The sequence below is a fragment of the Arsukibacterium sp. genome (genome assembly GCF_041616895.1).
In the GTDB taxonomy this organism is placed as follows: domain Bacteria; phylum Pseudomonadota; class Gammaproteobacteria; order Enterobacterales; family Alteromonadaceae; genus Alishewanella.
Map to the genome: position 1 here is coordinate 13,330 of NZ_JBFJPY010000023.1, position 24,576 is coordinate 37,905.

The 24,576-nt window shown below is 49.3% G+C and carries 25 protein-coding genes; 16 read left to right on the forward strand and 9 right to left on the reverse strand.

Going from position 1 to position 24,576, the window contains the following annotated elements; translation table 11 throughout:
• Positions 1–23 precede the first annotated feature (23 nt).
• The 9 genes from ABY802_RS06020 (at position 24) to ABY802_RS06060 (ending at position 7,285) form a co-directional block, all read left to right on the forward strand.
• Positions 24–713, forward strand: a complete 690-nt coding sequence (locus ABY802_RS06020; RefSeq protein WP_372626117.1) for a YggS family pyridoxal phosphate-dependent enzyme — start codon at positions 24–26, stop codon at positions 711–713.
• Complete coding sequence (proC, locus tag ABY802_RS06025) at positions 697–1,521, forward strand: pyrroline-5-carboxylate reductase (protein ID WP_372626118.1); 825 nt, start codon at positions 697–699, stop codon at positions 1,519–1,521. Before ABY802_RS06020 ends, proC begins: the two co-directional genes overlap by 17 nt.
• Positions 1,522–1,538: 17 nt before the next feature.
• Positions 1,539–2,078, forward strand: a complete 540-nt coding sequence (locus tag ABY802_RS06030; RefSeq protein ID WP_372626119.1) for a YggT family protein — start codon at positions 1,539–1,541, stop codon at positions 2,076–2,078.
• A 42-nt stretch (positions 2,079–2,120) separates the two neighbouring features.
• Positions 2,121–2,555 (forward strand): DUF4426 domain-containing protein, encoded by a 435-nt coding sequence (locus ABY802_RS06035; RefSeq protein ID WP_372626120.1) that lies wholly within the window; start codon positions 2,121–2,123, stop codon positions 2,553–2,555.
• Between the two features lie 33 nt (positions 2,556–2,588).
• Positions 2,589–3,200, forward strand: coding sequence for an RdgB/HAM1 family non-canonical purine NTP pyrophosphatase (gene rdgB, locus ABY802_RS06040; RefSeq protein WP_372626122.1), 612 nt, complete (start codon positions 2,589–2,591; stop codon positions 3,198–3,200).
• Positions 3,201–4,346 carry a radical SAM family heme chaperone HemW gene (gene hemW / locus ABY802_RS06045; RefSeq protein ID WP_372626123.1) on the forward strand — a complete coding sequence of 382 codons (1,146 nt, stop codon included), beginning with the start codon at positions 3,201–3,203 and terminating at the stop codon, positions 4,344–4,346.
• Between the two features lie 45 nt (positions 4,347–4,391).
• On the forward strand, positions 4,392–6,242 hold the full coding sequence (locus tag ABY802_RS06050) for a DUF885 family protein (protein WP_372626124.1): 1,851 nt from the start codon (positions 4,392–4,394) through the stop codon (positions 6,240–6,242).
• A gap of 375 nt (positions 6,243–6,617) precedes the next feature.
• Complete coding sequence (locus ABY802_RS06055; RefSeq protein WP_290612457.1) at positions 6,618–6,791, forward strand: YqaE/Pmp3 family membrane protein; 174 nt, start codon at positions 6,618–6,620, stop codon at positions 6,789–6,791.
• A gap of 8 nt (positions 6,792–6,799) precedes the next feature.
• Positions 6,800–7,285 carry a pyridoxamine 5'-phosphate oxidase family protein gene (locus ABY802_RS06060; RefSeq protein WP_372626125.1) on the forward strand — a complete coding sequence of 162 codons (486 nt, stop codon included), beginning with the start codon at positions 6,800–6,802 and terminating at the stop codon, positions 7,283–7,285.
• Positions 7,286–7,378: 93 nt separating this feature from the next.
• Here the strand turns inward: ABY802_RS06060 and ABY802_RS06065 are convergent, their stop codons facing one another.
• Both ABY802_RS06065 and ABY802_RS06070 read right to left on the reverse strand, forming a co-directional pair.
• Positions 7,379–7,600 carry a DUF2945 domain-containing protein gene (locus ABY802_RS06065; protein ID WP_372626126.1) on the reverse strand — a complete coding sequence of 74 codons (222 nt, stop codon included), beginning with the start codon at positions 7,598–7,600 and terminating at the stop codon, positions 7,379–7,381.
• A gap of 18 nt (positions 7,601–7,618) precedes the next feature.
• Positions 7,619–7,996 carry a hypothetical protein gene (locus tag ABY802_RS06070; RefSeq protein WP_372626127.1) on the reverse strand — a complete coding sequence of 126 codons (378 nt, stop codon included), beginning with the start codon at positions 7,994–7,996 and terminating at the stop codon, positions 7,619–7,621.
• A gap of 316 nt (positions 7,997–8,312) precedes the next feature.
• On the opposite strand from ABY802_RS06070, the gene ABY802_RS06075 reads away from it, so the two are divergent.
• The 4 genes from ABY802_RS06075 to ABY802_RS06090 all read left to right on the forward strand — a co-directional run bounded on the left by ABY802_RS06075 (position 8,313) and on the right by ABY802_RS06090 (position 12,682).
• Positions 8,313–9,275, forward strand: coding sequence for a magnesium transporter CorA family protein (locus ABY802_RS06075; protein ID WP_372626128.1), 963 nt, complete (start codon positions 8,313–8,315; stop codon positions 9,273–9,275).
• Between the two features lie 12 nt (positions 9,276–9,287).
• Positions 9,288–10,637, forward strand: coding sequence for a magnesium transporter (gene mgtE / locus ABY802_RS06080; RefSeq protein WP_372626129.1), 1,350 nt, complete (start codon positions 9,288–9,290; stop codon positions 10,635–10,637).
• Positions 10,638–10,715: 78 nt separating this feature from the next.
• Complete coding sequence (gene rimK, locus ABY802_RS06085; RefSeq protein ID WP_372626130.1) at positions 10,716–11,633, forward strand: 30S ribosomal protein S6--L-glutamate ligase; 918 nt, start codon at positions 10,716–10,718, stop codon at positions 11,631–11,633.
• The gene (locus ABY802_RS06090; protein ID WP_372626131.1) at positions 11,633–12,682 is read left to right on the forward strand and encodes a succinylglutamate desuccinylase/aspartoacylase family protein; all 1,050 of its coding nucleotides are present in this window, start codon (positions 11,633–11,635) and stop codon (positions 12,680–12,682) included. Before rimK ends, ABY802_RS06090 begins: the two co-directional genes overlap by 1 nt.
• Positions 12,683–12,704: 22 nt before the next feature.
• On the opposite strand, the gene ABY802_RS06095 is transcribed toward ABY802_RS06090, so the two are convergent.
• From ABY802_RS06095 to ABY802_RS06110, 4 genes are all read right to left on the reverse strand, one after another.
• Positions 12,705–13,463, reverse strand: a complete 759-nt coding sequence (locus tag ABY802_RS06095) for a DUF2884 family protein (protein WP_372626132.1) — start codon at positions 13,461–13,463, stop codon at positions 12,705–12,707.
• Positions 13,464–13,565: 102 nt separating this feature from the next.
• Positions 13,566–15,224, reverse strand: coding sequence for a DUF342 domain-containing protein (locus ABY802_RS06100; protein ID WP_372626133.1), 1,659 nt, complete (start codon positions 15,222–15,224; stop codon positions 13,566–13,568).
• Positions 15,225–15,330: 106 nt separating this feature from the next.
• On the reverse strand, positions 15,331–15,666 hold the full coding sequence (locus ABY802_RS06105; RefSeq protein ID WP_372626134.1) for a hypothetical protein: 336 nt from the start codon (positions 15,664–15,666) through the stop codon (positions 15,331–15,333).
• A gap of 57 nt (positions 15,667–15,723) precedes the next feature.
• Complete coding sequence (locus ABY802_RS06110) at positions 15,724–16,389, reverse strand: DUF2982 domain-containing protein (RefSeq protein ID WP_372626135.1); 666 nt, start codon at positions 16,387–16,389, stop codon at positions 15,724–15,726.
• 196 nt (positions 16,390–16,585) lie between these two features.
• Here ABY802_RS06110 and ABY802_RS06115 point away from each other — a divergent pair, with 196 nt between their 5' ends.
• Together ABY802_RS06115 and ABY802_RS06120 are read left to right on the forward strand one after the other, a co-directional pair.
• Positions 16,586–17,644 (forward strand): efflux RND transporter periplasmic adaptor subunit, encoded by a 1,059-nt coding sequence (locus ABY802_RS06115; protein ID WP_372626136.1) that lies wholly within the window; start codon positions 16,586–16,588, stop codon positions 17,642–17,644.
• Positions 17,644–20,769 carry an efflux RND transporter permease subunit gene (locus ABY802_RS06120; RefSeq protein ID WP_372626137.1) on the forward strand — a complete coding sequence of 1,042 codons (3,126 nt, stop codon included), beginning with the start codon at positions 17,644–17,646 and terminating at the stop codon, positions 20,767–20,769. Before ABY802_RS06115 ends, ABY802_RS06120 begins: the two co-directional genes overlap by 1 nt.
• Before the next feature lie 38 nt (positions 20,770–20,807).
• On the opposite strand, the gene ABY802_RS06125 is transcribed toward ABY802_RS06120, so the two are convergent.
• On the reverse strand, positions 20,808–21,539 hold the full coding sequence (locus ABY802_RS06125) for an SDR family NAD(P)-dependent oxidoreductase (protein ID WP_372626138.1): 732 nt from the start codon (positions 21,537–21,539) through the stop codon (positions 20,808–20,810).
• Positions 21,532–22,569 (reverse strand): NAD(P)/FAD-dependent oxidoreductase, encoded by a 1,038-nt coding sequence (locus ABY802_RS06130; protein ID WP_372626139.1) that lies wholly within the window; start codon positions 22,567–22,569, stop codon positions 21,532–21,534. Before ABY802_RS06130 ends, ABY802_RS06125 begins: the two co-directional genes overlap by 8 nt.
• Before the next feature lie 97 nt (positions 22,570–22,666).
• On the opposite strand from ABY802_RS06130, the gene msrA reads away from it, so the two are divergent.
• Entirely contained in the window at positions 22,667–23,200 is a 534-nt protein-coding gene (msrA, locus tag ABY802_RS06135) for a peptide-methionine (S)-S-oxide reductase MsrA (protein WP_372626140.1), read from the forward strand.
• Between the two features lie 93 nt (positions 23,201–23,293).
• Here the strand turns inward: msrA and ABY802_RS06140 are convergent, their stop codons facing one another.
• The gene (locus ABY802_RS06140; protein WP_372626141.1) at positions 23,294–24,490 is read right to left on the reverse strand and encodes an aromatic amino acid transaminase; all 1,197 of its coding nucleotides are present in this window, start codon (positions 24,488–24,490) and stop codon (positions 23,294–23,296) included.
• Between the last annotated feature and the right edge of the window lie 86 nt (positions 24,491–24,576).

Below are 24,576 nucleotides of genomic sequence, written 5' to 3' on the forward strand. Positions count from 1 at the left end.
TATACTCCAACATGCCAACAAATATGAATAACATAGCAGAACAACTGAATGGCGCCTATCACAACATTGCAGAAAATTGCCAGAAGCTTGGTCGCAATCCGGCGACTGTGTGTTTACTTGCCGTGAGCAAAACCAAACCCGTTGCCGCGTTATTAGCAGCGTATCAGGCCGGTCAGCGCCAATTTGGCGAGAATTACCCGCAGGAGTTACAGGCAAAAGCAACCGAATTGGCGGCGTTAGCAGAGCTGGAATGGCATTTTATCGGCCCGCTGCAATCGAATAAAACCCGCCTGGTTGCCGAATATGCCAGCTGGGTGCATAGCATTGACCGGCTGAAAATTGCCGAGCGACTATCGGCGCAGCGCCCATCAGCGCTACCACCGCTGCAGCTGTTGCTGCAAATTAATATCAGTAACGAGCAAAGTAAAGCCGGCATTCATCCAGATGAGCTACCGGCCCTGGCTGCGGCCATTGCAAAACTTCCGCATGTGCAATTGCGCGGATTAATGGCGATACCGGCGCCAGATGATAGTGAGCGGGCGTTTGCGCTGATGGCGCAATTATCAAAAAGCCTGCAACAACAGCACCCTGGCGCAACAGAATTATCCATGGGGATGTCAGACGACTGGCCGCTGGCTCTGCAATATGGCGCAACTATGATAAGATTAGGCACCGCAATTTTTGGCGCAAGGACTTATGAAAGAAATGAATGACAACACCGTCGCCTTTATCGGCGCAGGCAATATGGCACGTTGCGTTATCGCTGCCATGGTTAATGCGGGCTACCCTCCCGCCAATATTATCGCAGCCAACCGCAGTCAGTCTAAGCTGACGGCACTGGCTGCTGACTATGCCATCAGTACCACTTTGGATAATATTGAAGCCGTTCGCAAAGCCGATATCATTGTACTCGCGGTGAAACCGCAAATGATGGAAGACTTATGTAATAAGTTACTGCAAGAAGCGCCTGAAATTCAGGAAAAGCTGTTTGTTACTATTGCTGCCGGCATAGAAGTAAAGCGTTATGAGCAGTGGTTGGGCAAGGTGCGACTGGTTCGCGCGATGCCAAATACCCCCTCATTGGTCGGTCAGGGTGTTACCGGCTTATTTCCCAGCCGCTGTTCTAACTATGAACGGGCCTTTGTCGATCACATGTTCAGTGGCACCGGCATGAATGTCTGGCTGGAGCAAGAAGCTCAGATTAACCATATTATTGCAGTAACCGGCAGCTCTCCGGCTTACTTTTTCTATTTTATGCAATCGATGCAGCAAGTGGCTGAGCAGCTGGGTTTTGTCCCAGAGCAGGCGAAAGCCATGGTGGCTAAAACGGCCCTTGGTGCGGCAACAATGGCACTGCAAAGCGATGAGAGCTTTGCGCAGCTGCGCGCTAATGTTACCTCAAAAGGCGGTACTACTCATGAAGCGGTAACCACTTTTGCTGACAAGGGCTTGGAAAAGATGGTTGCAGACGCCATGTATGCCGCTATTAAGCGTGCTGAAGAAATGGCACAACAAATTTAAGCTGCCGGAGACTCATAATGCAGGCCATGCTGTTTTTAATAAATACCGCGTTTAATTTGCTGTTAATGCTGGTAATTCTGAGGGTATGGCTGCAACTGGCCAGAGCCGATTTTTATAACCCGTTCAGCCAGTTTATTGTGAAAGTCACCAACCCTATCGTTATACCGCTGCGCCGGTTAGTTCCCAGTATCGGCAAGCTTGATACCGCTACGGTGTTGCTGGCATATCTGGTGGCAGTAGCTAAACTTGTAGTACTACAGCTGGTGCTGGTTGGGACCATTCAGATCCCGGCAACCTTTATCAGTGGCTTATTGGTGCTGATTAAAGAAACCCTGAACCTGATGTTCTGGATCTTAATTATCCGTGCCTTGTTAAGTTGGTTCAGCCAGGGCAATAACCCGATTGAAATGGTCATGCATCAATTAACAGACCCGCTGCTACGGCCCATCCGTCGGGTTATTCCACCGATGGGAGGCCTGGATTTATCAGTGTTCGTGCTGATTATCGCCATTCAGTTTATTAATTTGTTGTTTGCCGATGTGTTTCGGGGGCTATAAAGCTTTAGTGCAGCAGTTTAACGGTTTAACAGGAGTAATATTATGAAAAAGTCAGCCTTTACAGCGGTGTTTTTTAGTCTATGCACCTTACTGGCCAGCTCGCAGCTGAGCGCTGAGCAGATGAAGCAACTTGGTAGCTGGGATGTGCATTATATTGCATTACCAGCGACCTTTTTAACGCCGGAAATAGCGGTGGAATATAACATTCAGCGCAGTAAGTTTAACGGTGTTATTAATATCTCGGTGCTGGACAGTAAAAGCCAACAGGCACAACAGGTTGTCATTAATGGTATTGCCAAAGACTTATTTGGCCGCCAACGCAAACTGGAGTTTAACCAGGTGGTAGAAGGTGACGCCGTATACTATCTGGCCACCGTGCCCTATCAGAATGAGCAACTTTACAATTTCACTATCACTCTTGGTCAGGGTGAACAACAGCAACAATTGACATTCAGCCATACGTTTTTTGTTGATTAATTTCGTCCACTCCAAATTTTAAGCCCGGGAAAAATGCAAAAACTTGTGCTAGCCAGCTCTAATAAAGGCAAAATCAGTGAACTACAAGCCCTGCTGTCTCCTCATCAGCTTCACGTTGTGCCACAGCAAGAGCTGGGGGTTACCGATGCCGATGAAACCGGCCTGACCTTTATCGAGAATGCCATTTTAAAAGCACGGCATGCGGCACTGGCTACCGGTTTACCCGCTATTGCCGATGATTCTGGCCTGGCGGTCGATGCCCTTGGTGGTGAGCCCGGCATCTATTCAGCCCGCTACAGCGGGGAGGCCGCCACCGACGCTGAAAATATCAGTAAGTTATTACATGCACTGCAGCAAGTGCCTGCAGCAAAACGCAGTGCCCAGTTCCATTGTGTGCTGGTATATCTGCGCCATGCCAGTGACCCTACCCCGATAGTCTGCCATGGCGTCTGGCCTGGCACCATCAGCGAGCGGGTGCAAGGTAGTGGTGGTTTTGGCTACGATCCGATATTTATACCCACCGGCGACACGCTAAGTGCCGCGCAGCTCTCCAAAGAGAAAAAGGCCGCAGTCAGTCATCGGGGCCAGGCATTACGCCAGCTGGTCGCGCAAATGCCACAATTACCAACAGAGCAACCAGGTTAAGTGGGCCTGCAATTACCGCCACTGTCGCTGTATATTCACATACCCTGGTGCATTCAAAAATGCCCTTACTGTGATTTTAATTCGCATGCAGTGAAACAAGGTATTCCTGAGCAGGAGTATATCGCCCACTTACTGGCAGATTTAGACCAGGACCTCAAGCTGGTGGCAGGCCGCACCGTGTCCAGTATTTTTATTGGCGGTGGCACCCCCAGTGTATTCTCGGCCAACGGTATTGGCCAGATCCTGCAGGGCGTTAAACAACGCCTTGCCTGCAGCACTGACATGGAAGTTACCATGGAGGCCAACCCGGGTACGGTTGAAGCCGAGCGCTTTGCCGGCTATGTTGCTGCGGGTGTTACGAGGTTCTCTATTGGCGTGCAAAGTTTCCAGGCAGCTCAGCTGAGCGCCCTTGGCCGTATTCATGATTGCGACGAAGCTATCCGGGCCGCTCAACTGGCCAAAGTCCTGCCGCTGCAAAGTTTTAACCTTGATTTAATGCATGGCTTGCCACAACAGGATATCGCTGGCGCTCTGGCCGATTTAAGCCAGGCAATTGCTCTGGCCCCGCCGCACTTATCCTGGTATCAGCTGACCATTGAACCTAACACTGCTTTTGCCTCACGACCGCCGGTATTACCGGCCGACGATACCTTGTGGGATATTCAGCAACAAGGCCTGGCATTGCTACAACAACACGGTTATCAGCAATATGAAATATCGGCCTATGCCAAACCCGGCCATCAATGTCAGCACAACCTGAATTACTGGCGATACGGCGATTATCTGGGTATTGGTTGTGGTGCTCATGGCAAGATAACCCTGCCAGGTCGCAATACGATTTTGCGCACGGTTAAAATCAAACATCCAAAAGGTTACATGGACATTAGTCGTGGTTATGTTGACAGCAAAGAGCAGGTATTGGCAGAAGATCGGCCCTTTGAGTTCTTTATGAACCGGTTTCGATTACTTGAAGCCTGTCCGCAGGCAGATTTCACGGCTTATACCGGTCTGCCCGTCAGCAGCATCCAGGGGGCTATTGATACCGCAGTGCGTCAGCAACTGCTGCAAAGTACCGAGCAGCACTGGCAAATTACCGATAAAGGTGCCCGCTACCTGAATGACTTGCTTACGCTTTTCATTGATTAAACGCGATAAGAGGCACCGTTTTACGACGACAACACAGGACCTACTATGAAAAAAACAACCTTTCGCTCCCTTGCGCTTATTCCCCTTGCTGTCAGCCTGGCGCTGCTTGGTGGCTGTGGTCCGAAAACCAGCCAGCCAGGGCTTACTGCTGAGCAAACCGCAGCTGCCCAGCTTGATGTTAATGAGCAGGCGAATCAACTTTTTGAACAAATTTATATGGATCGGGTGCGCCTGGATCCGGTGCTGCAAACCCGGCTTGGTATCAAAGACGACTATGACAAATGGCAGGATTTAAGCGACGCCGCTTATCAGGCTGAACTGGCGATGGTGCGGAATCACCTTGACCTGCTAAGTGCTATCGACCCGGCCACGCTGGAACCGAATACCGCATTAAGTTATCAGCTGCTAAAACAAGATTTACAAAACACGCTGAATGACAGTAAATGGCGCTTTCACAGTTATCCGGTTAATCAAATGTACGGCATTCATTCTTTAGTGCCTTCACTATTGATCAACCAGCATAAAATTGATGACGTCAGTGATGCTAAAGCCTATATCAGCCGCCTGAACAACGTGCCACTGCTGTTCAGTCAGCTACAGCAACAACTGACGGAGCGTGCGGAAAAAGGCATTATCATCCCCGAGTTTGTGTTTAAACATGTGATCAGCGCCAGTCAGAACGTCATAACGGGCGCGCCGTTTAATCAGGGCGATGACAGCACCCTGCTGGCAGATTATAAGAAAAAGCTTAAAGCATTAGCACTCAGTGAAGCTGAAGAAAAACTATTGCTGGACGAAGCGAACGTAGCGTTGTTAACCAGTGTTGGTCCTGCCTACCAAAGCCTGATCAGCTATCTGCAAACTCTGCAGCAACACGCCACTACCGATGATGGTGTATGGCGCTTTCAAGACGGCGCTGCGTTTTATAAACACCGGCTGGAGCGGATCACCACTACCGATTTAACCGCCGAGGAAATTCATCAGTTAGGGCTGAGTGAAGTGGCCCGCATTCATGATGAAATGCGCGCCATTATGCAGCAGGTCAAGTTCGATGGCAGCCTGGCAGAATTTTTCGTGTTTATGCGCGAAGATCCACAGTTTTACTACCCCGACACTGATGAAGGCCGTGCTGCTTATCTGGCAGAAGCTACCCGGGTTATCGACGATATGAAAGGCCGGCTGGATGATTTATTCCGGGTAAAACCTAACGCCGATATGATTGTAAAAGCGGTAGAACCGTTTCGCGAGAAAAGCGCCGGCAAAGCATTTTATCAGCGCCCGTCAATGGATGGCAGCCGCCCTGGGGTGTATTACGCTAATCTTTACCAAATGCAGGATATGCCCACTTACCAGTTAGAGGCGTTGGCGTATCATGAAGGTATTCCGGGCCACCATATGCAGCTGGCCATTGGCCAGGAGCTGGAAGACATGCCAAAGTTTCGCCGCTTCGGTGGTTACACCGCCTACATTGAAGGCTGGGGCCTGTACAGCGAGGTATTGCCAAAAGATATTGGCTTATACCAAAACCCCTACTCTGACTTTGGCCGGCTGGCTATGGAGTTATGGCGCGCCTGTCGGCTGGTGGTCGACACCGGTATCCACGCTAAAGAGTGGCCCCGCGAGCAAGCCATCGATTACCTGGTAGAGAATACGCCTAACTCGGTAACCGATGCGACCAAAGCAATAGAGCGCTACATTGTAATGCCAGGCCAGGCTACCGCCTATAAAATTGGCATGATAAAAATGCTGGAACTGCGCGAAAAGGCCAGAACAGCATTGGGCGATCGCTTCGATATTCGTGATTTTCACGATGTGGTGTTACGCAATGGTGCCGTACCGTTAGATGTGCTGGAGCAACTAGTAGACGAATATATTGCCGCTGCCAAAGGCGACTAACGACGTTATCAGACCTGGCAAACGCTATGGTTATAGTGACTCTGAAAGCTACAAAGCCGGACAGTATCCCTGCCCGGCTTTTTTATTACCGATGCAGTTATTCCGCTTATTTTGTTCTTACCTGTAAAGTTTACAAAAATGAATCTACCGGATGTAACTTAAATAGAACTGACCGCAGTCGCCATTACGTCAGCTTCAATTAATAACTATTATTGAACTTCAGCGACTATAGCTAAACACCAACGCTCACAAGTGTTGCAGTGCATACAGTGGCGGTGAGCTATAACAAATAAAGCACGCATGGTACTCACGGCACAAATAATGCTTGTTACTTATTACAGGTAAAGATCGCACACTATATAAAGGAATAATGATATGGCCGTTACCGCTACCGACCCAATTAAAATTATCTTCGCAATAATCCTGCCGCCACTGGGTGTGTTTCTCGAGGTTGGCCTGAAAGGTCATTTCTGGCTGAGCATTCTGCTTACCCTGTTAGGCTTTATACCCGGCATTATTCATGCACTTTACGTCATTTTGAAACACTAGGAGGAGCAATGTCTAGTCCAGAACATAAGCAGAAAATCTGGGATCTTATCAAAAATATCAAAACCGGTATGTTGACCACGCTGCATGGCGGCGAACTGCGCTCCCGCCCGATGGTACTGGTGCAGGATGAATATGATGGCACCTTATGGTTTTATACTGACCTTGAGTCTGAAAAAGTACTGGAGCTGGAACGCGACAGTGAGGTTTGCCTGGCTTTCGCCGATCCAGATAGTCAAACCTTTGTTTCCCTAACCGGCACCGGCCGCGCCATTCAGAACAAAACACTGGTAGACAAATACTGGAATTCGTTTGTGGCAGCCTGGTTCCCGCAAAGCAAAAACGCAGCTAATGTCGGCATGCTGGAAATTAAAATCCATAAAGGCGAGCACTGGGACAGTAGCAGCAGTGCCATGGTAAAAAGCGTTAAAACCGTTACCGCTAAAATGAAAGGTGAGCAGCCCGACTTAGGCCAACACGAGAAGTTCGGCACCTAAAATGCCGCCACCCCTAACATGCGTTGACCTGACAATATCGTCGCCCTGACACCCGAAAAAGTGATCAGGGCAATCCAAATTGCCAGAACTCAATTACTTGCTTTTGCGAATTTCTGAATGCAGTTTTAGGGCCTGGTCGCCGTCTGATTGCTCAATCAGATAAGCCGGGTCGTCGTCACTGGCAACTCTGGTTACCTCGGTACCCTTTATGCTCCTGGTTATTTTATTTCGGAACACTTCCCGGGTATAGCCCTCGGCCGTGCCGTTGCCCCAGTCCCACTCAACCTTAGTATTGGTTTGATATGCGTCAGTCATCGTTTTCTGCCCGGCCTGTTATATCTTTTCACTGCGCTTGCTGCCAAAGGCCAGCACCAGCGCGGATGAACTGAACGTTAAAATAACCGTCTTGAAAATTAAGATACCTAATTGGTGTATACCAATAAAACTGACCAGCAGCGCAAACAAGAGAACAAGCGCCATAATGATAACGAACGCTAATAAGTTAAAACCGTTGAAGTGGCTGATCTTAACCAGGCCTTTGCTAAACAGCCCATAAGCTAATAAAACACCCAAAACGGCAGAAATAATATATGACATCGCAGAGAATATCGTTGGCTGGGCATCACCTGCAAAAAGCTCAACGACGTAAAAGCTCACTGGCATAACAACCAGTAACGTCCAAAGCCATTGCCTGGCTGATAAGTCTTTCATCTTATTCTCCTGAAATTTATGTAGCAAAACTTCCTTTGCACTTTTTAGTAAGCTGAGTCTATTCTTGTACTTGAATGTAAATCAAGCATTTTCAGTTTGTAACATTTTTTTCAGTATATTTCGAGTTTGCGCATCGCATGCTGCAGCTAAAAACTGTCAAGCAACCACATTGTATATAAACCACTCAGTTTATGGCGATTTTCTGAGCGTCAGCGCGGTGTTGCAGGTGTTAATTGCGTAAGTCATTTGCCCGGCACCGTGGTTTGTTAGTATGCTGACAACCTGAAGAAGATGCTGCGGGCGCTGGAGAAACAACATGATTTTGCTCAATTATTTTGAACCCGAAACTCAGAGCTGGCAGCAAATAAATTTTGCCAAATTACCAGCCCAGCTAAGTGCCGATGCCAGAGTGTGGCTTAACCTTAATGACGCCAGCCCGGAAGAGCTGCAACAGGTACTTCGACGCTTTGCCATTGCCCCTACTCTGGCAGAAGACTTCAGCCGGCAGCGCCACCCGCCGAAACTGGAAACTCAGCCCGAATTTAGTTTGCTGATTATGCGGGGCTATGCCGACCCTGATTTTAGCGAATACAGCAGCAGTGCTCAGGTTAACTTGTTATACTCTAAGCAGGTTTTGATAAGTCTGGTGCGTTGTCACAGCGCTAGCTTGTTGGAACAACTTACCCCAAAAATTGCGGCAGGCCAAAACCTGGCCGTTACCGACTGGGTAAAACAACTTATTTTAACCGTGTCAGGTAGCTACCTGGAAAAACTGATTGCCTTTGAGGATGTGTTAAGCGAGCTGGAAGATAACATGTTGCAGCGGGGCAACGACGAGCAAATGGCGATGATGATGCGCTACCGCTCGGTACTTCGGAAAATCAACCGCAACCTGGCATATCAGAAAGACATTTTCGCTGACGCCCTATATGAACAGCAAAACCCTTTGCTGCAACAATTTAATGCGCCGGATGTCCGCGATTTTTATGAAAAGTTTGAACGGCTGCACAGTATGACCGATTTGTACTACGATCAGCTGAGCGATTTGGTTGAAGGGTATATGTCGACTACTTCACATCAGATTAACGAAAGAATGAAAGTACTGACTATGGTTAGCACCATATTTATACCGCTAACCTTTATTGCCGGTTTATACGGAATGAACTTTGTTAACATACCGGAATTAGCCAACCCCCATGGTTACTTTTATGCGTTACTGGCCATGGCCATACTGGGGATAGGCGGCTTGTTCTGGTTTAAGTTTAAAAACTGGTGGTAATAAGGATTTATAATGGCAGATAACCCGCTACTGGATATTGAGGACATAGTCCGCGGCAGCTTTACCGATGAGGACAGCAGTTCGCTGATTGAAAAAATCAGCCAATTGGAGCCGGAAGAGATAGCGCTCGTACTTGAAGCGATGCCGGTTGAGCAACGGGTTAGCACCTGGCTTGACCTGCATCCGGATGACCAGGTTGCCGCCCTGACCTATATGCGGGTAGACGCTCGGGACAATATTTTTAAGCAACTTGATGAGCAACAACTGCGCAGCCTGGTAGAGGGCATGGAGGTTGATGATTTAATTGAGTTACTTGACGAATTACCCCAACGTATTTATGCCTACGCCTGTTCCCGGCTGGATGCCAGCCAGCGCAGCTGGTTAGAAACAGCACTAACCTATAGCGAAGATCAGTGTGGTCGTTATGCCGACCATGATTTATTGATTATCAATAAAAACGCCAAGGTACGTGATGCAATAAGAATGTTTCGTAAACTGGCTGACGACGCCGAGTATCAGGATGCGCTGTTTGTGATTGACCGCACCGGCCGCTACGCCGGCTTAGTGCATGCAACCGCATTATTAGGCCAACCCAGCCATTTACCGGTAGAAAACTTTCTGGACAAAGAGGCTCCCGTGGTAACCGGCGAGATGGAACTGGATCAGGGCTCTGAAATTGTATCGCGCTCTGGCTACACCGCACTGGCCGTGGTAGATACTGACGACAAATTGCTTGGCAGGTTGTCAATCGGTGAAGCGCTGGAAAACGTGCGCCGGGCACTGGAAAGTCAGTTTATGCATACCGCCGGTCTGGATGAAGAAGAAGATTTATTTGCGCCGATTTTTGACAGCGCTAAACGCCGGGCGTTATGGCTGGGCATTAATCTGCTGACGGCGTTTCTGGCCGCCTGGACCATTGGTTTGTTTGAAGCCACCTTGCAACAAGTGGTGGCCTTGGCGGTGTTAATGCCAATCGTGGCCAGTATGGGCGGTATCGCGGGCAGCCAGACCCTGACGCTGATGATCCGTGGTCTGGCGCTGGAGCAAATAACGCCTCGTACCTACATGATGCTATTTCGCAAAGAGCTGGGGGTCGGGGCGATTAATGGCGTGTTATGGGCGCTGGTTATTGCTGTTACTACCTATTTTTGGTTCGGTGACTGGATTATTGGCGGGGTAATTGGCCTGGCGATTGTGATCAATATCATCGCGGCAGCCATTTCCGGAGTATTTATTCCTATCTGGCTGGAAAAGCTGAATATAGACCCGGCGCTGTCTGGCTCGGTTATTTTAACCACCGTGACTGATGTCGTCGGTTTTTTTGCGTTTTTAGGCCTGGGGTCTTTGTTTTTAATGGCTTAACGCGCTACTGCTCATTTTAATGGCTGTTTTATCGGGCACACCGGCCAGCCCCACATTTATTACTGCTACGGAGCCTGCATGAAAATTGCGATATTATCGCGAAACGCTGAATTGTATTCGACCAAACGGCTGGTTGCTGCGGCCGAAGCTGCTGGTCATCAGGTTCAGGTTATCGACCCTCTAATGTGCTACATGAACATTAATCGTACTAACTCTTCTATTCATTACAAGGGCCAGGTATTAGATGGCTTTGATGCCGTGATCCCCCGTATTGGTGCTTCTATTACGTTTTATGGCACGGCGGTACTGCGCCAGTTTGAAATGATGGGCGTGTATTCACTGAATGAGTCGGTTGCCATTGGCCGGGCCCGCGACAAGTTGCGGTCAATGCAGTTACTGGCCCGTCAGGGCATTGGTTTGCCGATCACCGGCTTTGCTGACAAACCCGGTGATATCCCCGATTTAATTGATATGGTGGGCGGCGCGCCGCTAGTAATTAAACTGCTGGAAGGTACTCAGGGCATTGGCGTCGTACTGGCGGAAACCCGCACCGCAGCCGAGAGTGTGATCGAGGCCTTTATGGGCCTTAATGCCAACATCCTAGTGCAGGAATATATAAAAGAAGCCAAGGGCGCGGATATCCGCTGCTTTGTAGTAGGCGATAAAATTGTAGCGGCCATGAAACGCCAGGCAAAAGAGGGCGAATTTCGCTCTAATTTACACCGCGGTGGGTCTGCCACTGTCGTGCGCTTAACCCCAGAAGAGCGCAGTACCGCAGTGCATGCAGCAAAAACCATGGGCTTAAATGTGGCCGGGGTGGATTTACTGCGCTCTAACCACGGCCCGGTGGTGATGGAAGTGAACAGCTCGCCCGGCCTGGAAGGCATTGAAACCGCCACGACTAAAGATGTCGCCGGGTTAATTATCAGCTTTTTAGAGAAAAAAGTGGCCAGCCATAAAACTCGGCGCAATGCCAAAACCAAAGGAACAGGCTAATGGAAAATCGGGCAGCGTTTAGCCTGGGGGGCGATAAAATAGCCGCCGGTAGCAGGGCGGTAGTCGATATCCCCTTTGGTAAGTTGTACACCCACACTGAACTGAATATCGGTGCCCATGTTATTCATGGCCGTCAGGACGGTCCGGTATTACTCATTACAGCAGCGTTACATGGCGATGAAATTAATGGTGTGGAAATTTGCCGGCGCTTATTAAAATTACCCCGGCTGAACCGGATTAAAGGCACCTTAATTGTGGTGCCGATTGTCAATACCTACGGCTTTGTCCAGCAATCCCGCTACCTGCCCGACCGACGCGACTTAAACCGTAGCTTCCCTGGCAGCGAAAAAGGCTCGCTGGGTAGCAGAATGGCGCATCAGTTTACCGATAAAATTCTTAAATGCTGCACCCACGCCATTGACCTGCACACAGGTGCCATTCACCGGGCAAACCTGCCACAAGTGCGGGCCAGCGCTAAAGATAAAACCGCCCTGCGCATGGCAGAGGTGTTTAACGCGCCGGTAATTATTAAAGCAGCCAGTCGTGATGGTACCATGCGCGGCACCGCGAACAATCTGGGCATTCCACTGCTGCTGTACGAAGCAGGTGAAGCACTGCGCTTTGACGAGCAGTCAATTAAAATTGGGGTGCGTGGCATTGTTAATGTGATGCAGGACTTAGGCATGCTTAGCGGTAAAACCAAAGCCCCGAAAAACCGCTCAGTATTTTCGAAAAAAAGCAGCTGGGTGCGGGCAGAGCATGATGGTATTGCCCGCTACTATGTCACGCTGGGGCAAACGGTAAAAACCGGCGATATTATGGCCCATATTTATTCGCCCTACTCTGATTTTGAAGTGGCGATACCGGCAACCTTTGACGGCGTGGTAATAGGTCGCAATAACCTGCCGCTGGTTAATGAGGGTGAAGCGTTATTTCACGTGGCAGAAGTCAGCTCGCTGGATGAAGCAGAGAAAACCCTGGATGCAATAAGTGATGAAGTGGATAATGCCATGCCGGCGGCACTTCGCGATGAATACGGCGTAGTGTAATTTTATAGTCAGGACAGTTAGCTTAGTTTTTTTCGGTAACCACATCATACTGGCTTAGCAACGGGATCCGCTGTTGCAAGCTGGTTTCAATTTCGTCCAGCTCGCGCATCCGCTGGCAAAACAGCGCAGATTTTGCTTCCAGCTCAATAGCCTTTTCATCCAAACCAAAGCTAATGTTGTCTACCAGCTGCTCGACCGACTCCAGCCCCTGGCTGTCGGTGCGTTCAAAGTTGCTGTCGGACTGACGCAGCGCGTCACGCAACGCGCCCCACACTGCCCCCACGGTATGGCGGGCTAAATTGTTCAGCTGGGGTTTTAATTCACGGTTTAAAAAGTGGTCAAGCTCATTCAGGCTCTGCGGTGCCAGATAAAAATACTCGCCGGTGCGAACAAAGCGCGACATAAACTGAAAGGTCGTTTCACGGATTAGTGCCTGCCACTCGGCCTGCTGCGATTTACTGCCAAGGCCGGATAACATGGATTCAATACTGGATAGCCCCAGCTCAACACCATCTACCGCCAGGCTAACGATTTCCGGTACAAACTTACGCAAGCCCTGGCTGTATTGTTCAAGCAACTCGGTATCGGCATCATTTAACTGCACCCATTCGCCCACCACAAACAGCTGACGATTGTCATTAATCTGGACATAGGTGCGGGTGTTTTGCACAAACAAAATATGTTCCGGGCCAATTACTAAGCCATAGCGAAACGCCATATTGCAATTTGCCAGCGCCGAAACCGGAAACAGCAGTAATAATACAAATAGCAGGTTTTTCACAACCGCAATCTCTTAACACACACCGTTACAGCTTAATAGAAGTAGTGAGTATTGGCACTACCTTATGCCGCATAGCAGTTGCCGCTGGTCGCGTATTGGGCATTACAGCGGCTCAATAGACGGATGACCGTCAACCAGCACCACTTTGGATGGCCCGTATTCACGCCGGCTTTTTACCTGTTCTTTGCCAAAATGAATTTCAACGGCAGAAAACAATTGCTGGCGCACGACAATAAGCAATTCCGCCAGCTTTTCCTGGCGCTGAGCTTCAAGAATTTTAATATCGTTAATTAACGATACTGCCAGTTCTTTATGCTCTTCAAACTTGGCTACCAGCTCTTGGCGGCGCATTTCAATCTGGGCATTACCTTCAATTTTTTTCAGTTTTTCCAGCTGCTGGCGCAAATCTTCCATTTCGGTGCGCTCTATGCTCACGCTGGCCCGCAATACTTCTTGCTTCTCAACAATAGGGTCGAGTTGCCGGTTAAGTTTTACCAGAACGCTACTACTGGAAGGCGCGCCCAGATTGCCGCAGAACAAGCCCTGATCCAGATAAAAATAACCACCGACCAGCTTACCATTCGGGTTATCTTCCGGCCCGGCATATACAATGGCGGCATCAACCGAGCAGTGCATCAGCTGTTTATTAACATAAAGATTGCTGCCACAGCTGATCCTGCTGTACTGGGCCAGATTGCACTGAATATCCCCAGCGGCTTTTAATTCTGTACTGTATTCGCTTTGCTGATCAGCCTGGGCCAGCTGATGTCCAATTACCGAACCATTAATGGTGATATCACCGCCCGCCTCAATTAACGTGCCCTCAACCATGCCTTTAATAAAGACGTTGCCTCCGGCGACCACTTTCATCCCCTCGCTCACGTTGCCATTAACCACAACTGAGCCCCGAAATACGATATGACCGGTGGCTAAATCAACATTTTTAACGGTAAAAACTTCGTCAACCGTGGCACCAGCTTCAATAACCCGGGGCAGACCATCCCTCGCGGCCAACAATAAATCTTTGTCAGTTGGTGCAAGCTCTACGCCTTCGCCAAATTGCCATTCCAGCGGCAACCCCGGCGTGGCCGGTATCATTTCACCGCTAACCAGCATACCTGCCACGCCTGCGGTAGGAGGATGACGGCGCATAATCGCTTCACCGGTTCTAATAGCAGGAATAACCCCGAAATCACGCAAATCTGCTTTCTCATCGGTTGTTACAACGGGCCGGTTGCGACGGCTTTCCATTTCGGCCAGTAAAGGCTCGAAACGGGAATTAGCACCCGGCACCATAACCCTACCCCGGGCGATCAGTAATTTAACTTTGCTACCGGGCTCCGCTTTTGCAGCATACGATACCAGTTTGATAATTTGCTCTTTACTAAATCCAAACACAATACCGGTGGCCTGAGCACTTTTAACCAGCTCATTGGCTGAAATAGGCGCGCCGCCCCAGGCTGCAGTAATAATCGCCGTTGCCATCATTTTATCTTCGCTGATATCAAAGATAAGCTCAGCATTGCGTTTTTCTGCAATCCGGAAACTAATTTCCTTGCTGTGCTCAGCAACGATGTTTTCTTTAATTTTTTGCTGAATTTGCTGGTATTCGACCAGCAGATTAGTAAGTTGATCTTGCAGCACCAGGCAACGCTCGAAGCCATGGTGAATTAACTGCTGTTGAATTTCGGCCGCACTGATAGGAGTTAACGAGACCGGCACCGTTATTTTTATAGTATTGTTGTGCTCAGTAAATTTCATGTAAGTTGTCTGCTTGTACTACGACAAAAGTATGATGTCTAATGAAGCAAAAAACAAACAGAAAGGCAAGCCCTTACTGTATTTCAGGGCTCGGGAGGCTAAAAAACTAAATATAATTGTCCTGATGGATCCGAATAAATAAATCTGTACCGGTCTTGCTATAGTCAACCTTGTACTCTTTGTTATTTAGCGCTTGGACAAATAACAACGTTTTGGTTTCACCAAACACATCAGTACTGGAAATATCAACAATTTCCATATAACGCTCTTTCGCTTCAACCTTATTAGTTGGTACCGATTCCTCAAACATTTTTACGCCATGCCGGGTAATAATCAACGGCGGATCGTTATCGTCATTGATTACGATTAAATCTAATTTTTTATTTTTATGGATCAGCGTATTACGCCCGCTAACCAGAAATGCTTTGTCGTAACTGTTCATGCACCATCCTGCCAGAAAAGAGGTTGAGCTTATTATGATACACAGTCGGCAGTGTGTCTAGGTCGCTGTATTCTGGATCATTTGCAGACGCAGCTGATTAATTTGCTGACACAACGCCGCCGTTTGCTCTGCGCTGAGCGAACTGCTTACAAATACTTCAAAGCCACAGGCTTGCGCCAGACGATGCATTCTCTGGCCAAAAACGGCTTTCACCCCATTATAAGTGTGATGCCTGGTGCTAAACACATCCTTTTCTGATAACAGCTCACTGGCACACTGGCCTGTCGTACAGCCCTGTTTTACTGCTGATATAAATAATGGTCGCTGCTCAGTCATCAGCCGCACCGCCAGCCGCAAACGCAAGGGCTGCAGTAGTACATCGTAGTCAGTTACTTTAAAGCCGATAAAAGATAAATCCTGGTGTTCCAGTTGCGGCACAGCGCAGTATTGAAAACTGTGCCATGGTAGCAGCCAACTGCCATACCGATGAAAAAAGTGAACGCCAGCTTCATCACATTTTAGAAAGTGCCGTGGCTCAGCCAGTTTGGCAAACCCAAGGAATATCGCCATGGCCGCAGCGATATAAGCCAGGGCCAGCCACAAGTTAAACTGCTCGGCGAATAATGCGGTAAATATTAGCAGGCCCATCAGGGCACCGAGACCAGATAACAGCAACCTGGCTCCGCCCTGATGACTGGACTGACTGACTAAAAGTGGCTCCATTTAACCCTCTTTGCTGATTGTAAGCTGTGAATTTCTGGTCTTCATCGGTCAGTACACTGGTAACTGTTATACTGGATCAGCAAAAAGCACCACAGAATACGACCAACGCCGCCGTGATTGCGATAACGGAGCATCTGTTTCACCATTTAAAACATACAATACGCACAGGGTATTTTATGCAGTAAGCGGAGTCATTGTGACAAAAACTCATTCACGTCTCATCTGGGTAATCATGATAGCGTTAGCCGTGTTTCTTGGCTATCTGTATTGGCAGCAACAACAAAGCCCGGTATCAGGCAGAGGCCCAGGTACACCGGTAGCCGTCAGCACAGCTGAAGTATCGGTAAAACCATTAGTCCGGCAAATTACTTCGCTTGGCAGTGGCATTGCCAATAACTCAGTACAAATAGTGGCTCCTGTTAGTGATTTTCTAATTGAGTTAAACGTTCAGGAAGGTAAGCAGGTAAAAGCCGGCGACATTATCGCCAGGCTGAACAACGTGCAGCAGCTGGCCAGAGTAACCGAGTTATCAGCAGTACTTACCGATCAGCGCCGGCAGCTGCAGCGGTTAGAGAATCTGGCTACCACTCAGGCAACAGCCCAGTCGCTGCTCGATGAACAACAAACCCGGGTCAATACCACCCTGGCGCAGCTCGATATTGCTAAAGCACAATTGAATGAATTGACCATTCGGGCACCCTTTGACGGTTATCTTGGCCTGCGCCAGGTTAGTCAGGGCGCTTATGTTAACGCCGGTACGGTGCTGACCACCCTGGACGACTTAAATACCCTGAAAGTTGAATTCAGTGTAGCGGAACATTATCTGGCCGAGATTAAGCGTGGTATGCCGGTAAATGTGACCAACGTTGCGTATGGCAATGTCGATTTTAAAGGTGATGTCAGTGCTATTGATACCAGGCTTGATCCGGTAACCCGCTCTATCCGGGTGCATGCCACCCTGGACAACAGCGATCTGCGGTTGCGACCCGGTATGCTGCTGAATGTTAAAGTGGAGCTGGCTAACGTGCCTGCGTTGCAAATATCTGAACGGGCGTTAATACCCCAGCAAAACAAGCAGTTTGTGTTTGTGGTTAACCCGGATAACACGGTTAGCCAGCGTGAAATTGAAGTCGGTCAGCGAATTCCGGGCTGGGTAGAAGTGGTTGCAGGCCTGACAGCAGGTGAAGAAATTGTGGTTGAGGGCATTCAGAAGCTGAGGCCTGGCCAGGTTATTAACCGAGTCGGAGCGCGATAATGCTGTTATCAGATTTATCCGTCAAGCGTCCGGTCTTTGCGACCGTTGTTAACCTGCTGCTGGTGGTGTTCGGTATTGTCTGTTTTACCATGCTGCCACTGCGCGAATTTCCTGACATAGACTCGCCTATTGTCAGTATTAACACCAACTACCCAGGCGCCTCCGCTGAAATTGTTGAAACCAAAATTACTCAGGTTCTGGAAGACCGGATCAGCGGGGTAGAGGGAATTAAAAGTATTAGTTCGAACAGCCGCAATGGCCGCTCGAGTATTACCATAGAGTTTAACGTTGAACGCGACATAGACTCCGCCGCCAATGATGTGCGGGACAGAGTATCACGGGCCCTGAATAATCTGCCTGACCAGGCTGATCCCCCAGAAGTATCCAAAGCCAATGCTGACGAAGACACCATAGCCTGGTTTGTGCTGAATAGTGAAAATATGACCACGCTGGAGCTCACTGACTACGCTAACCGCTATATTGTTGAGCGCTTTTCAGTGGTTGATGGTGTAGCCCGCATTCAATTAGGTGGCTCACGCGATTATGCTATGCGTGTCTGGCTGGACCGCGATGCGATGGCAGCTCGTGGCGTTACCGTGCAGGATATCGAAAGTGTATTGCGCAACGAGAACGTCGAGCTGCCCGCCGGTAATATCAAATCATTTGACCGGGATTTTACCGTAAGAGTCATCCGGACCTATAAAACAGAGCAGGATTTCCGACGGCTGGTGATTAAACGTGGTGACAATAATTATCTGGTGCGGCTTGGCGAAATTGCGGATGTAATGCTCACGTCAGAGGATGAAGAAAGTGAGTTTCGCGGTGATGGTAAAAACCTGCTGGGCATCGGCATTATTAAACAGTCTAAAGCCAATACCCTGGAAGTAGTAAAGGGCGCCAGGGCCGAGATGGAACGCATTAAAACCCAGCTGCCGCAGGGAACCACCATAGAGCCAGGCTATGACTCGTCGCTGTTTATCGCTGAGTCGATCAAAGAGGTTTATAACACACTGGGTATTGCAATGGGCATGGTGGTGCTGGTTATCTTCCTGTTCCTGGGCAATATCAGAGCCACCTTTATTCCCGCTATTACCGTACCGGTGGCGCTGGTTGCTGCGGTAACGGTGCTGTTTGCACTCGACTTTTCAATAAACTTATTAACCCTGCTGGCCATGGTACTGGCGATTGGTCTGGTTGTTGATGACTCTATCGTCGTGCTTGAAAATATTTACCGCAGAATAGAAAGCGGCGAGGCGCCGTTACTGGCATCTTATCGCGGTGCCAGGGAAGTTGGCTTTGCCGTTATTGCCACGACGCTGGTGCTAATTTCAGTATTTGTGCCGCTGGTATTTATGCAGGGTCAGCTGGGTAAACTGTTTACTGAGTTTGCCCTGGCAATTGCCGCCGCCGTGGCGTTCTCCAGCGTTACTGCGCTGACCCTGTCGCCGATGTTATGTAGCAAATTATTACAGCATCGCAAACGCGAGTCGAAATTAGGTCACGCCCTGCACCAGGGTTTTGCCAAACTGGAAAATGGTTACCGCAAGCAACTTAACGTCGTTACCCAAACCCGATGGCCGGTATTGGTGGTGGTGGCGCTGTGTTTTGCTGCCAGCTTCCAGCTGGTAAAAATGTTGCCCTCAGAACTGGCTCCCACCGAAGATCGCGGTACTTTCTTTATTTCAATGACACCGGCTGAAGGTGCCAGTTATCAGAGCAATAGCCGTAATATGCGGCTAATTGAAGATATTCTGATGCCCTACTACGAAGACGGTGAATTTAACCGGCTGTTGATCCGGGTTCCCGGTTGGGGCGGTAGCGGCGGTATTGCCATCGTCGGTGCCGAAAACTGGAATAATGGCAAGAGGCGCACCGCCGAATTAATGCCTGAAGTCGCGGCAAAGATTAACGAATTACCCGATGTGCGAGCCTTCACCTTTATGCGCAGCGGTTTAGGTGGCGGCGGTGGTGGCGGCCGGCCGGTTCAGTTTGTGTTGCAGGGCAATACATACGAAGAGCTGGCTCGCTGGCGCGATACTGTGATTAGTAAAGCCAGTGAAAACCGTAACCTGCTGATGCTGGATCATGATTATAAAGAAACGGTGCCTCAGGTGTTGGTCGAAATTAACACCGAACGAGCCGGTGATCTTGGTATCTCTGTTGGTGCTATCGGCCGGGCGTTGGAAGCGATGCTGGGTGGACGGCGGGTGACGACATTCTTAGATCGGGGCCGCGAATATGATGTTATTCTGGAAGGCTGGGACGATGATTTTCAGGCCCCGGGTTCCATCAAGGATGTGTTTATCCGCTCTGACAGTACTGGTCAGTTAATTCCACTGGATAACCTGGTTACCTTGCGCGAAGAAGCAACCTCTGCCGCTTTAAATCGCTATAACCGGATGCGTTCAATCACTATCTCTGCCAGTCTGGCACCGGGCTACAGCCTGGGAGAAGCACTGGAGTACCTGGAAACTATTGTCCAAACCGAAATACAGGACACCGTCGGAATTGACTACAAAGGCGAGTCGCAACTGTTTCAGGAAAGTGGTGAGTCAACCTTGTTAGTCTTTTTACTGGCCTTGATGATTACTTACCTGGTACTTGCTGCCCAGTTTGAAAGCTTTATTCACCCTTTGGTGATTATGATCACGGTACCACTGGGTTTGGTAGGCGCGCTGTCTGGTCTGTATTTCTTTGATATGTCACTGAATATCTATAGCCAGATTGGCCTGGTTATGCTGATTGGTCTGGTGGCAAAAAATGGTATTCTGATTGTCGAGTTTGCCAATCAGTTGCGGGACGCCGGTATTGAATTTGAAGAATCTGTCCGTCGGGCAGCTATTCAGCGCTTGCGGCCCATCACCATGACTTGCTTTACCACCATTATGAGTAGCTTACCGCTGATTATCGCCACCGGCCCTGGCTCTGAAAGCCGGATGGTAATTGGTATGGTGATATTTTGTGGTGTGGCGCTGGCCACCTTGCTGACGCTGTATGTGGTGCCAGTAACGTATATCGCGATTGCCCGCAACACTGGCTCGCCTAAAGCGCTCAGCCTTGAGCTGAAGCGTCTTGAGCAGCAAGCGCCGGACGAGCATGCTGCCGATGAGGTAGGAACTAAATAATCAGCGGGTTAAACCAGTGTTGCCCCCGCATGCTGAGGCTAATAAGGTAAAACGGCGCCATCCCAGTTCAGCAGCTTACCGCTGAGCTGGGGCGTTAACGCCCCAGCCACTGCTGCCAGCCTTTTGGCGGTAGCCGCACTGCTTTGCAATTGGCCGGAGGGGACATTAGCCTGGAAAGGTGCTGACAACGCTGTGTCGGTGGTACCAGGGTGTAAACTTACTACCGAGGCGGTTTTATTATAACGGCCTATTTCAATGCTACTGGTTTTTACCAGCATATTGACTGCTGCTTTGCTAAGCCGATAGCTATACCAGCCCCCTAACTCATTATCAGAGATACTACCGACCTTAGCACTTAATACCAGCACCTTGACGCCGGTTTGTCTGGTTAAATAGCTGAATAATGCTTTTAAATACAGCGCAGGCTGTAACACGTTAATTTCAAAACTTTTGTGCATTTGTGCTGCGTTCAGCTGCCGCAGCGTTTTCTCCGGGCCATGCTGGTTATCGTGCAGCCAGCCCTGACAGATAAAAATAATTGTGGGTTCGTTTTTTAGGGCCTCAGCGACCACTTTGTGAACCGCTTGCTCGCCTGCATCACTGGCTTGATTCGACTCAGGCGACAGCCAGTTCACGTCGGCACTTACCATCGACCCAGGACGTGGCTGGCGACTAATTGCCTGAACCTGATGACCGTTCTGACAATAATGCTGAACCAGACCTGCGCCAATACCACTGCTGGCACCAATAATAAGAATATTTTCAGCCATGCGTTATAATCTCCTTTGCTACAGCCACACCACTTAACCAGGCATTTTCGACCCGCCCCCCTTTTAACCAATCGCCGGCAAACGCCAGCCTAAGCCCCGGATGATAATCAGGTGCGGCCGGGCAAACCGCCGGGTTAATCTGGGCATACAACCAGCGATGGCAGATGGCCTCAGTGACGCTTAGCGGCAGGTCAAAAATCAGCTCGAGCTCAGCCTTTGCCAGCGCCGCGATCTGCGTCGGTTTCGCGTGTAAATGTAAAATTGAACATTGCGGACTAAAATGGACTAACCAGTTTTCTGCCTTGTTATCTCTGGCCGGTTTACTATTTTGTCGTGCCAGCCAGCTAATATTTCCTTCTTTAACGAAAATGGCATCGGCATCAATTGGTGCTGGCCTGTCCAACTGTAAATTTACCGCCCAGCATGGCAGCAACGCCTGGGAGTGGGCCTGTAACTGGTTTAATATCGGAGCAAGCTCATGGTCAGCCGCGTCATCAGCAGCGACGGCAGTTGTCAGTAAGGTGTGCAGTTGCACCGGTGGTAACGCTAGTATAAGTGCTTTAAAGGGGCCAAAACGTTGATTGTGTTCATCAAATAAGTACCAGCCCGCACCTGTCTGTCCATTTTTGTCAGCAACAAGACTCAGCCGGCTTATCCGGCAATCTAAATGCACGGCAATATCTGCTAACAAGGCTTTCACCGGCGCCTGCATTGAAGGATTGCCGACCAGACGAAGAGTATTATCAACTGATTGGCGCAACTGCCCCTGCTCAAAACGATAACATGACGCGGGCCAGTTGCTGACAACGTTGGCAGCGCGCCACTGACTTACCTGCTCGTTAAATGAGTCGCTGCGGGCAGTAAAGTATTGGGCGCCTAAATCCAGATAATGCCCGCCAACCCGTTTCGAGCTCATTCTGCCGCCAGCTGAACGGCCTTTATCAAATACCTCAACCTGCCAACCTGCCAGATGGAGTGTTCTGGCCGCTGCGGCCCCTGCCATCCCGGCACCAATTACTGCCACCGTCATAAAAAGCTTTCCTAATTTGCAAACCACTATCGTGCAACTTACGTTATGCTAAGACATCCCGATCGCTACTAGCGCAATCTAACTTAACGGAGTAATCATGAGCAACGAGATTGCCACCTTTGGTGCCGGCTGTTTCTGGTGTCTGGAATCAGCACTTAACCAACTGCAAGGCGTAGAGCAAGCCCTGAGCGGTTATATGGGTGGTCACACGAAAAACCCGGACTATCGCAGTATTTGCACCGGTACTACGGGCCACGCCGAAGTGGTGCAGGTTAGCTTCAACCCGCAGCAGATTAGCTTTGAGCAATTGTGCCAGATCTTCTTTGTATTGCACGACCCTACCCAGCTTAATCGGCAGGGAAACGATACCGGTACTCAGTATCGCTCGGTAGTATTTACCCACAGTGACCAGCAGGCCGAAACGGCAAAGGCTATTATTGACGAACTAACCGCCGAACAACGATTTGCCCGGCCGGTAGTGACCGAAGTAAGCCCGGCCAGCACCTTTTATCCGGCTGAAGATTACCATCAGGGTTATTTTTTGCAAAACCCTGAGCAAGGCTACTGTCAGGTTATTATAGCCCCGAAAATGGCTAAGTTCAGGCAGCTGTTCAGCAGTTTGCTGAAATAAAAAAACCGCTATCTGGACACAATAGCGGTTCTGAAAGACCGGGTTCACTTCACCGATGGCTCTTAGGTTATCAAGCGCATTACGCGCACACAGTTAACCTTTGAGTACGGTGGCAACGGATTTGGCAAAGTAATCGATATTGCTATGGTTTAAACCAGCAATACTAACCCGGCTTGAACCGACCATATAAACACTGAATTCGGCTTTTAAGCGTTCGATCTGCGCCTTAGTGATCCCCAAGAAGCTAAACATACCATGCTGACGGGTAATAAAGCTGAAATCGTCTGTCACCCCCTCAGCCGCCAGCTTATCGATAATGAGCTGCCGATAGTCATTAATCCGGTTACGCATTTCTGCCAGTTCCTGATGCCATAAGGTGGTCAGCTCCTGACTGTCCAGAATATGGCCAACAATAATAGCGCCATGAGCTGGCGGCATGGAGTAAATACTGCGAACCACACTGAGTAAATTAACCCGGGCAATTTCGGCGACTTTGCTGTCTGTCGCCACGATGCTGATGGCACCAATCCGCTCACGATACAAGCCAAAGTTTTTTGAACAAGAGCTGCATAACAGCAATTCTGGCACGTTATCAGCCAGATAGCGCAGACCAGCCGCATCTTCATCCAGGCCACTACCGAAGCCTTGATACGCCATGTCAACCAGCGGAGTGAAGCCGCGCTCTTTAGCAATGGCAGTAAAACGTTGCCATTGTTCAAAGGTTAAATCCATACCACTGGGGTTGTGACAACAGGCATGCACCAATACAACATCACCGGCAGGAATGGTATTTAAATCAGCAAACATTTGCTCGGTTTGCAGGCCTTTGCTGGTGTAGTCGTAATACGCGTATTCTTTTACTTTTAAACCGGCTGCCTGAAACAGCGAAATATGATTCGCCCAGGTTGGGGTCGTTACCCAAATAGTCGCATTAGGGTTGGCGCGTTTGATGAACTCAGCGGCTACCCGTAAAGCTCCGGTACCGCCGGGGGTATGAGCCGAGGTCACCCGGTTGGCCAGTAACACCTGATGAGCCGGCCCGAACGCCAGTTTCTCAATGTGCGAATTAAAATTCAGGTCTCCCGCCATCCCAATATAGGTTTTGCTGTCTTCCTGGCGTAAACGCAGCGCTTCCGCTTCTTTTACACACTTAAGAACCGCGGTATGACCCTGCTCGTCTTTATAAACACCGACGCCTAAATCAACCTTATTGGGGTTCGGATCGGCTTTATATTCGGCCATCAAGCCAAGAATGGGGTCAGTGGCAACCGTTTGTAACTGAGAAAACATAAGGCTCTACCTGATTAAAATGTTGCAGTAAAAGTAAGCAACTCACTTACTTGCTAGAATAACTTGCCTGTTTGCCGGGTAACTTA

Coding starts and splice junctions, on each gene's coding strand:
- ABY802_RS06020 (WP_372626117.1), top strand. CDS start 24: ATGAATAACATAGCAGAACAACTGAATGGCGCCTATCACAACATTGCA.
- proC (WP_372626118.1), top strand. CDS start 697: ATGAAAGAAATGAATGACAACACCGTCGCCTTTATCGGCGCAGGCAAT.
- ABY802_RS06030 (WP_372626119.1), top strand. CDS start 1,539: ATGCAGGCCATGCTGTTTTTAATAAATACCGCGTTTAATTTGCTGTTA.
- ABY802_RS06035 (WP_372626120.1), top strand. CDS start 2,121: ATGAAAAAGTCAGCCTTTACAGCGGTGTTTTTTAGTCTATGCACCTTA.
- rdgB (WP_372626122.1), top strand. CDS start 2,589: ATGCAAAAACTTGTGCTAGCCAGCTCTAATAAAGGCAAAATCAGTGAA.
- ABY802_RS06050 (WP_372626124.1), top strand. CDS start 4,392: ATGAAAAAAACAACCTTTCGCTCCCTTGCGCTTATTCCCCTTGCTGTC.
- ABY802_RS06055 (WP_290612457.1), top strand. CDS start 6,618: ATGGCCGTTACCGCTACCGACCCAATTAAAATTATCTTCGCAATAATC.
- ABY802_RS06060 (WP_372626125.1), top strand. CDS start 6,800: ATGTCTAGTCCAGAACATAAGCAGAAAATCTGGGATCTTATCAAAAAT.
- ABY802_RS06065 (WP_372626126.1), bottom strand. CDS start 7,600: ATGACTGACGCATATCAAACCAATACTAAGGTTGAGTGGGACTGGGGC.
- ABY802_RS06070 (WP_372626127.1), bottom strand. CDS start 7,996: ATGAAAGACTTATCAGCCAGGCAATGGCTTTGGACGTTACTGGTTGTT.
- ABY802_RS06075 (WP_372626128.1), top strand. CDS start 8,313: ATGATTTTGCTCAATTATTTTGAACCCGAAACTCAGAGCTGGCAGCAA.
- mgtE (WP_372626129.1), top strand. CDS start 9,288: ATGGCAGATAACCCGCTACTGGATATTGAGGACATAGTCCGCGGCAGC.
- rimK (WP_372626130.1), top strand. CDS start 10,716: ATGAAAATTGCGATATTATCGCGAAACGCTGAATTGTATTCGACCAAA.
- ABY802_RS06090 (WP_372626131.1), top strand. CDS start 11,633: ATGGAAAATCGGGCAGCGTTTAGCCTGGGGGGCGATAAAATAGCCGCC.
- ABY802_RS06100 (WP_372626133.1), bottom strand. CDS start 15,224: ATGAAATTTACTGAGCACAACAATACTATAAAAATAACGGTGCCGGTC.
- ABY802_RS06105 (WP_372626134.1), bottom strand. CDS start 15,666: ATGAACAGTTACGACAAAGCATTTCTGGTTAGCGGGCGTAATACGCTG.
- ABY802_RS06110 (WP_372626135.1), bottom strand. CDS start 16,389: ATGGAGCCACTTTTAGTCAGTCAGTCCAGTCATCAGGGCGGAGCCAGG.
- ABY802_RS06120 (WP_372626137.1), top strand. CDS start 17,644: ATGCTGTTATCAGATTTATCCGTCAAGCGTCCGGTCTTTGCGACCGTT.
- ABY802_RS06125 (WP_372626138.1), bottom strand. CDS start 21,539: ATGGCTGAAAATATTCTTATTATTGGTGCCAGCAGTGGTATTGGCGCA.
- ABY802_RS06130 (WP_372626139.1), bottom strand. CDS start 22,569: ATGACGGTGGCAGTAATTGGTGCCGGGATGGCAGGGGCCGCAGCGGCC.
- msrA (WP_372626140.1), top strand. CDS start 22,667: ATGAGCAACGAGATTGCCACCTTTGGTGCCGGCTGTTTCTGGTGTCTG.
- ABY802_RS06140 (WP_372626141.1), bottom strand. CDS start 24,490: ATGTTTTCTCAGTTACAAACGGTTGCCACTGACCCCATTCTTGGCTTG.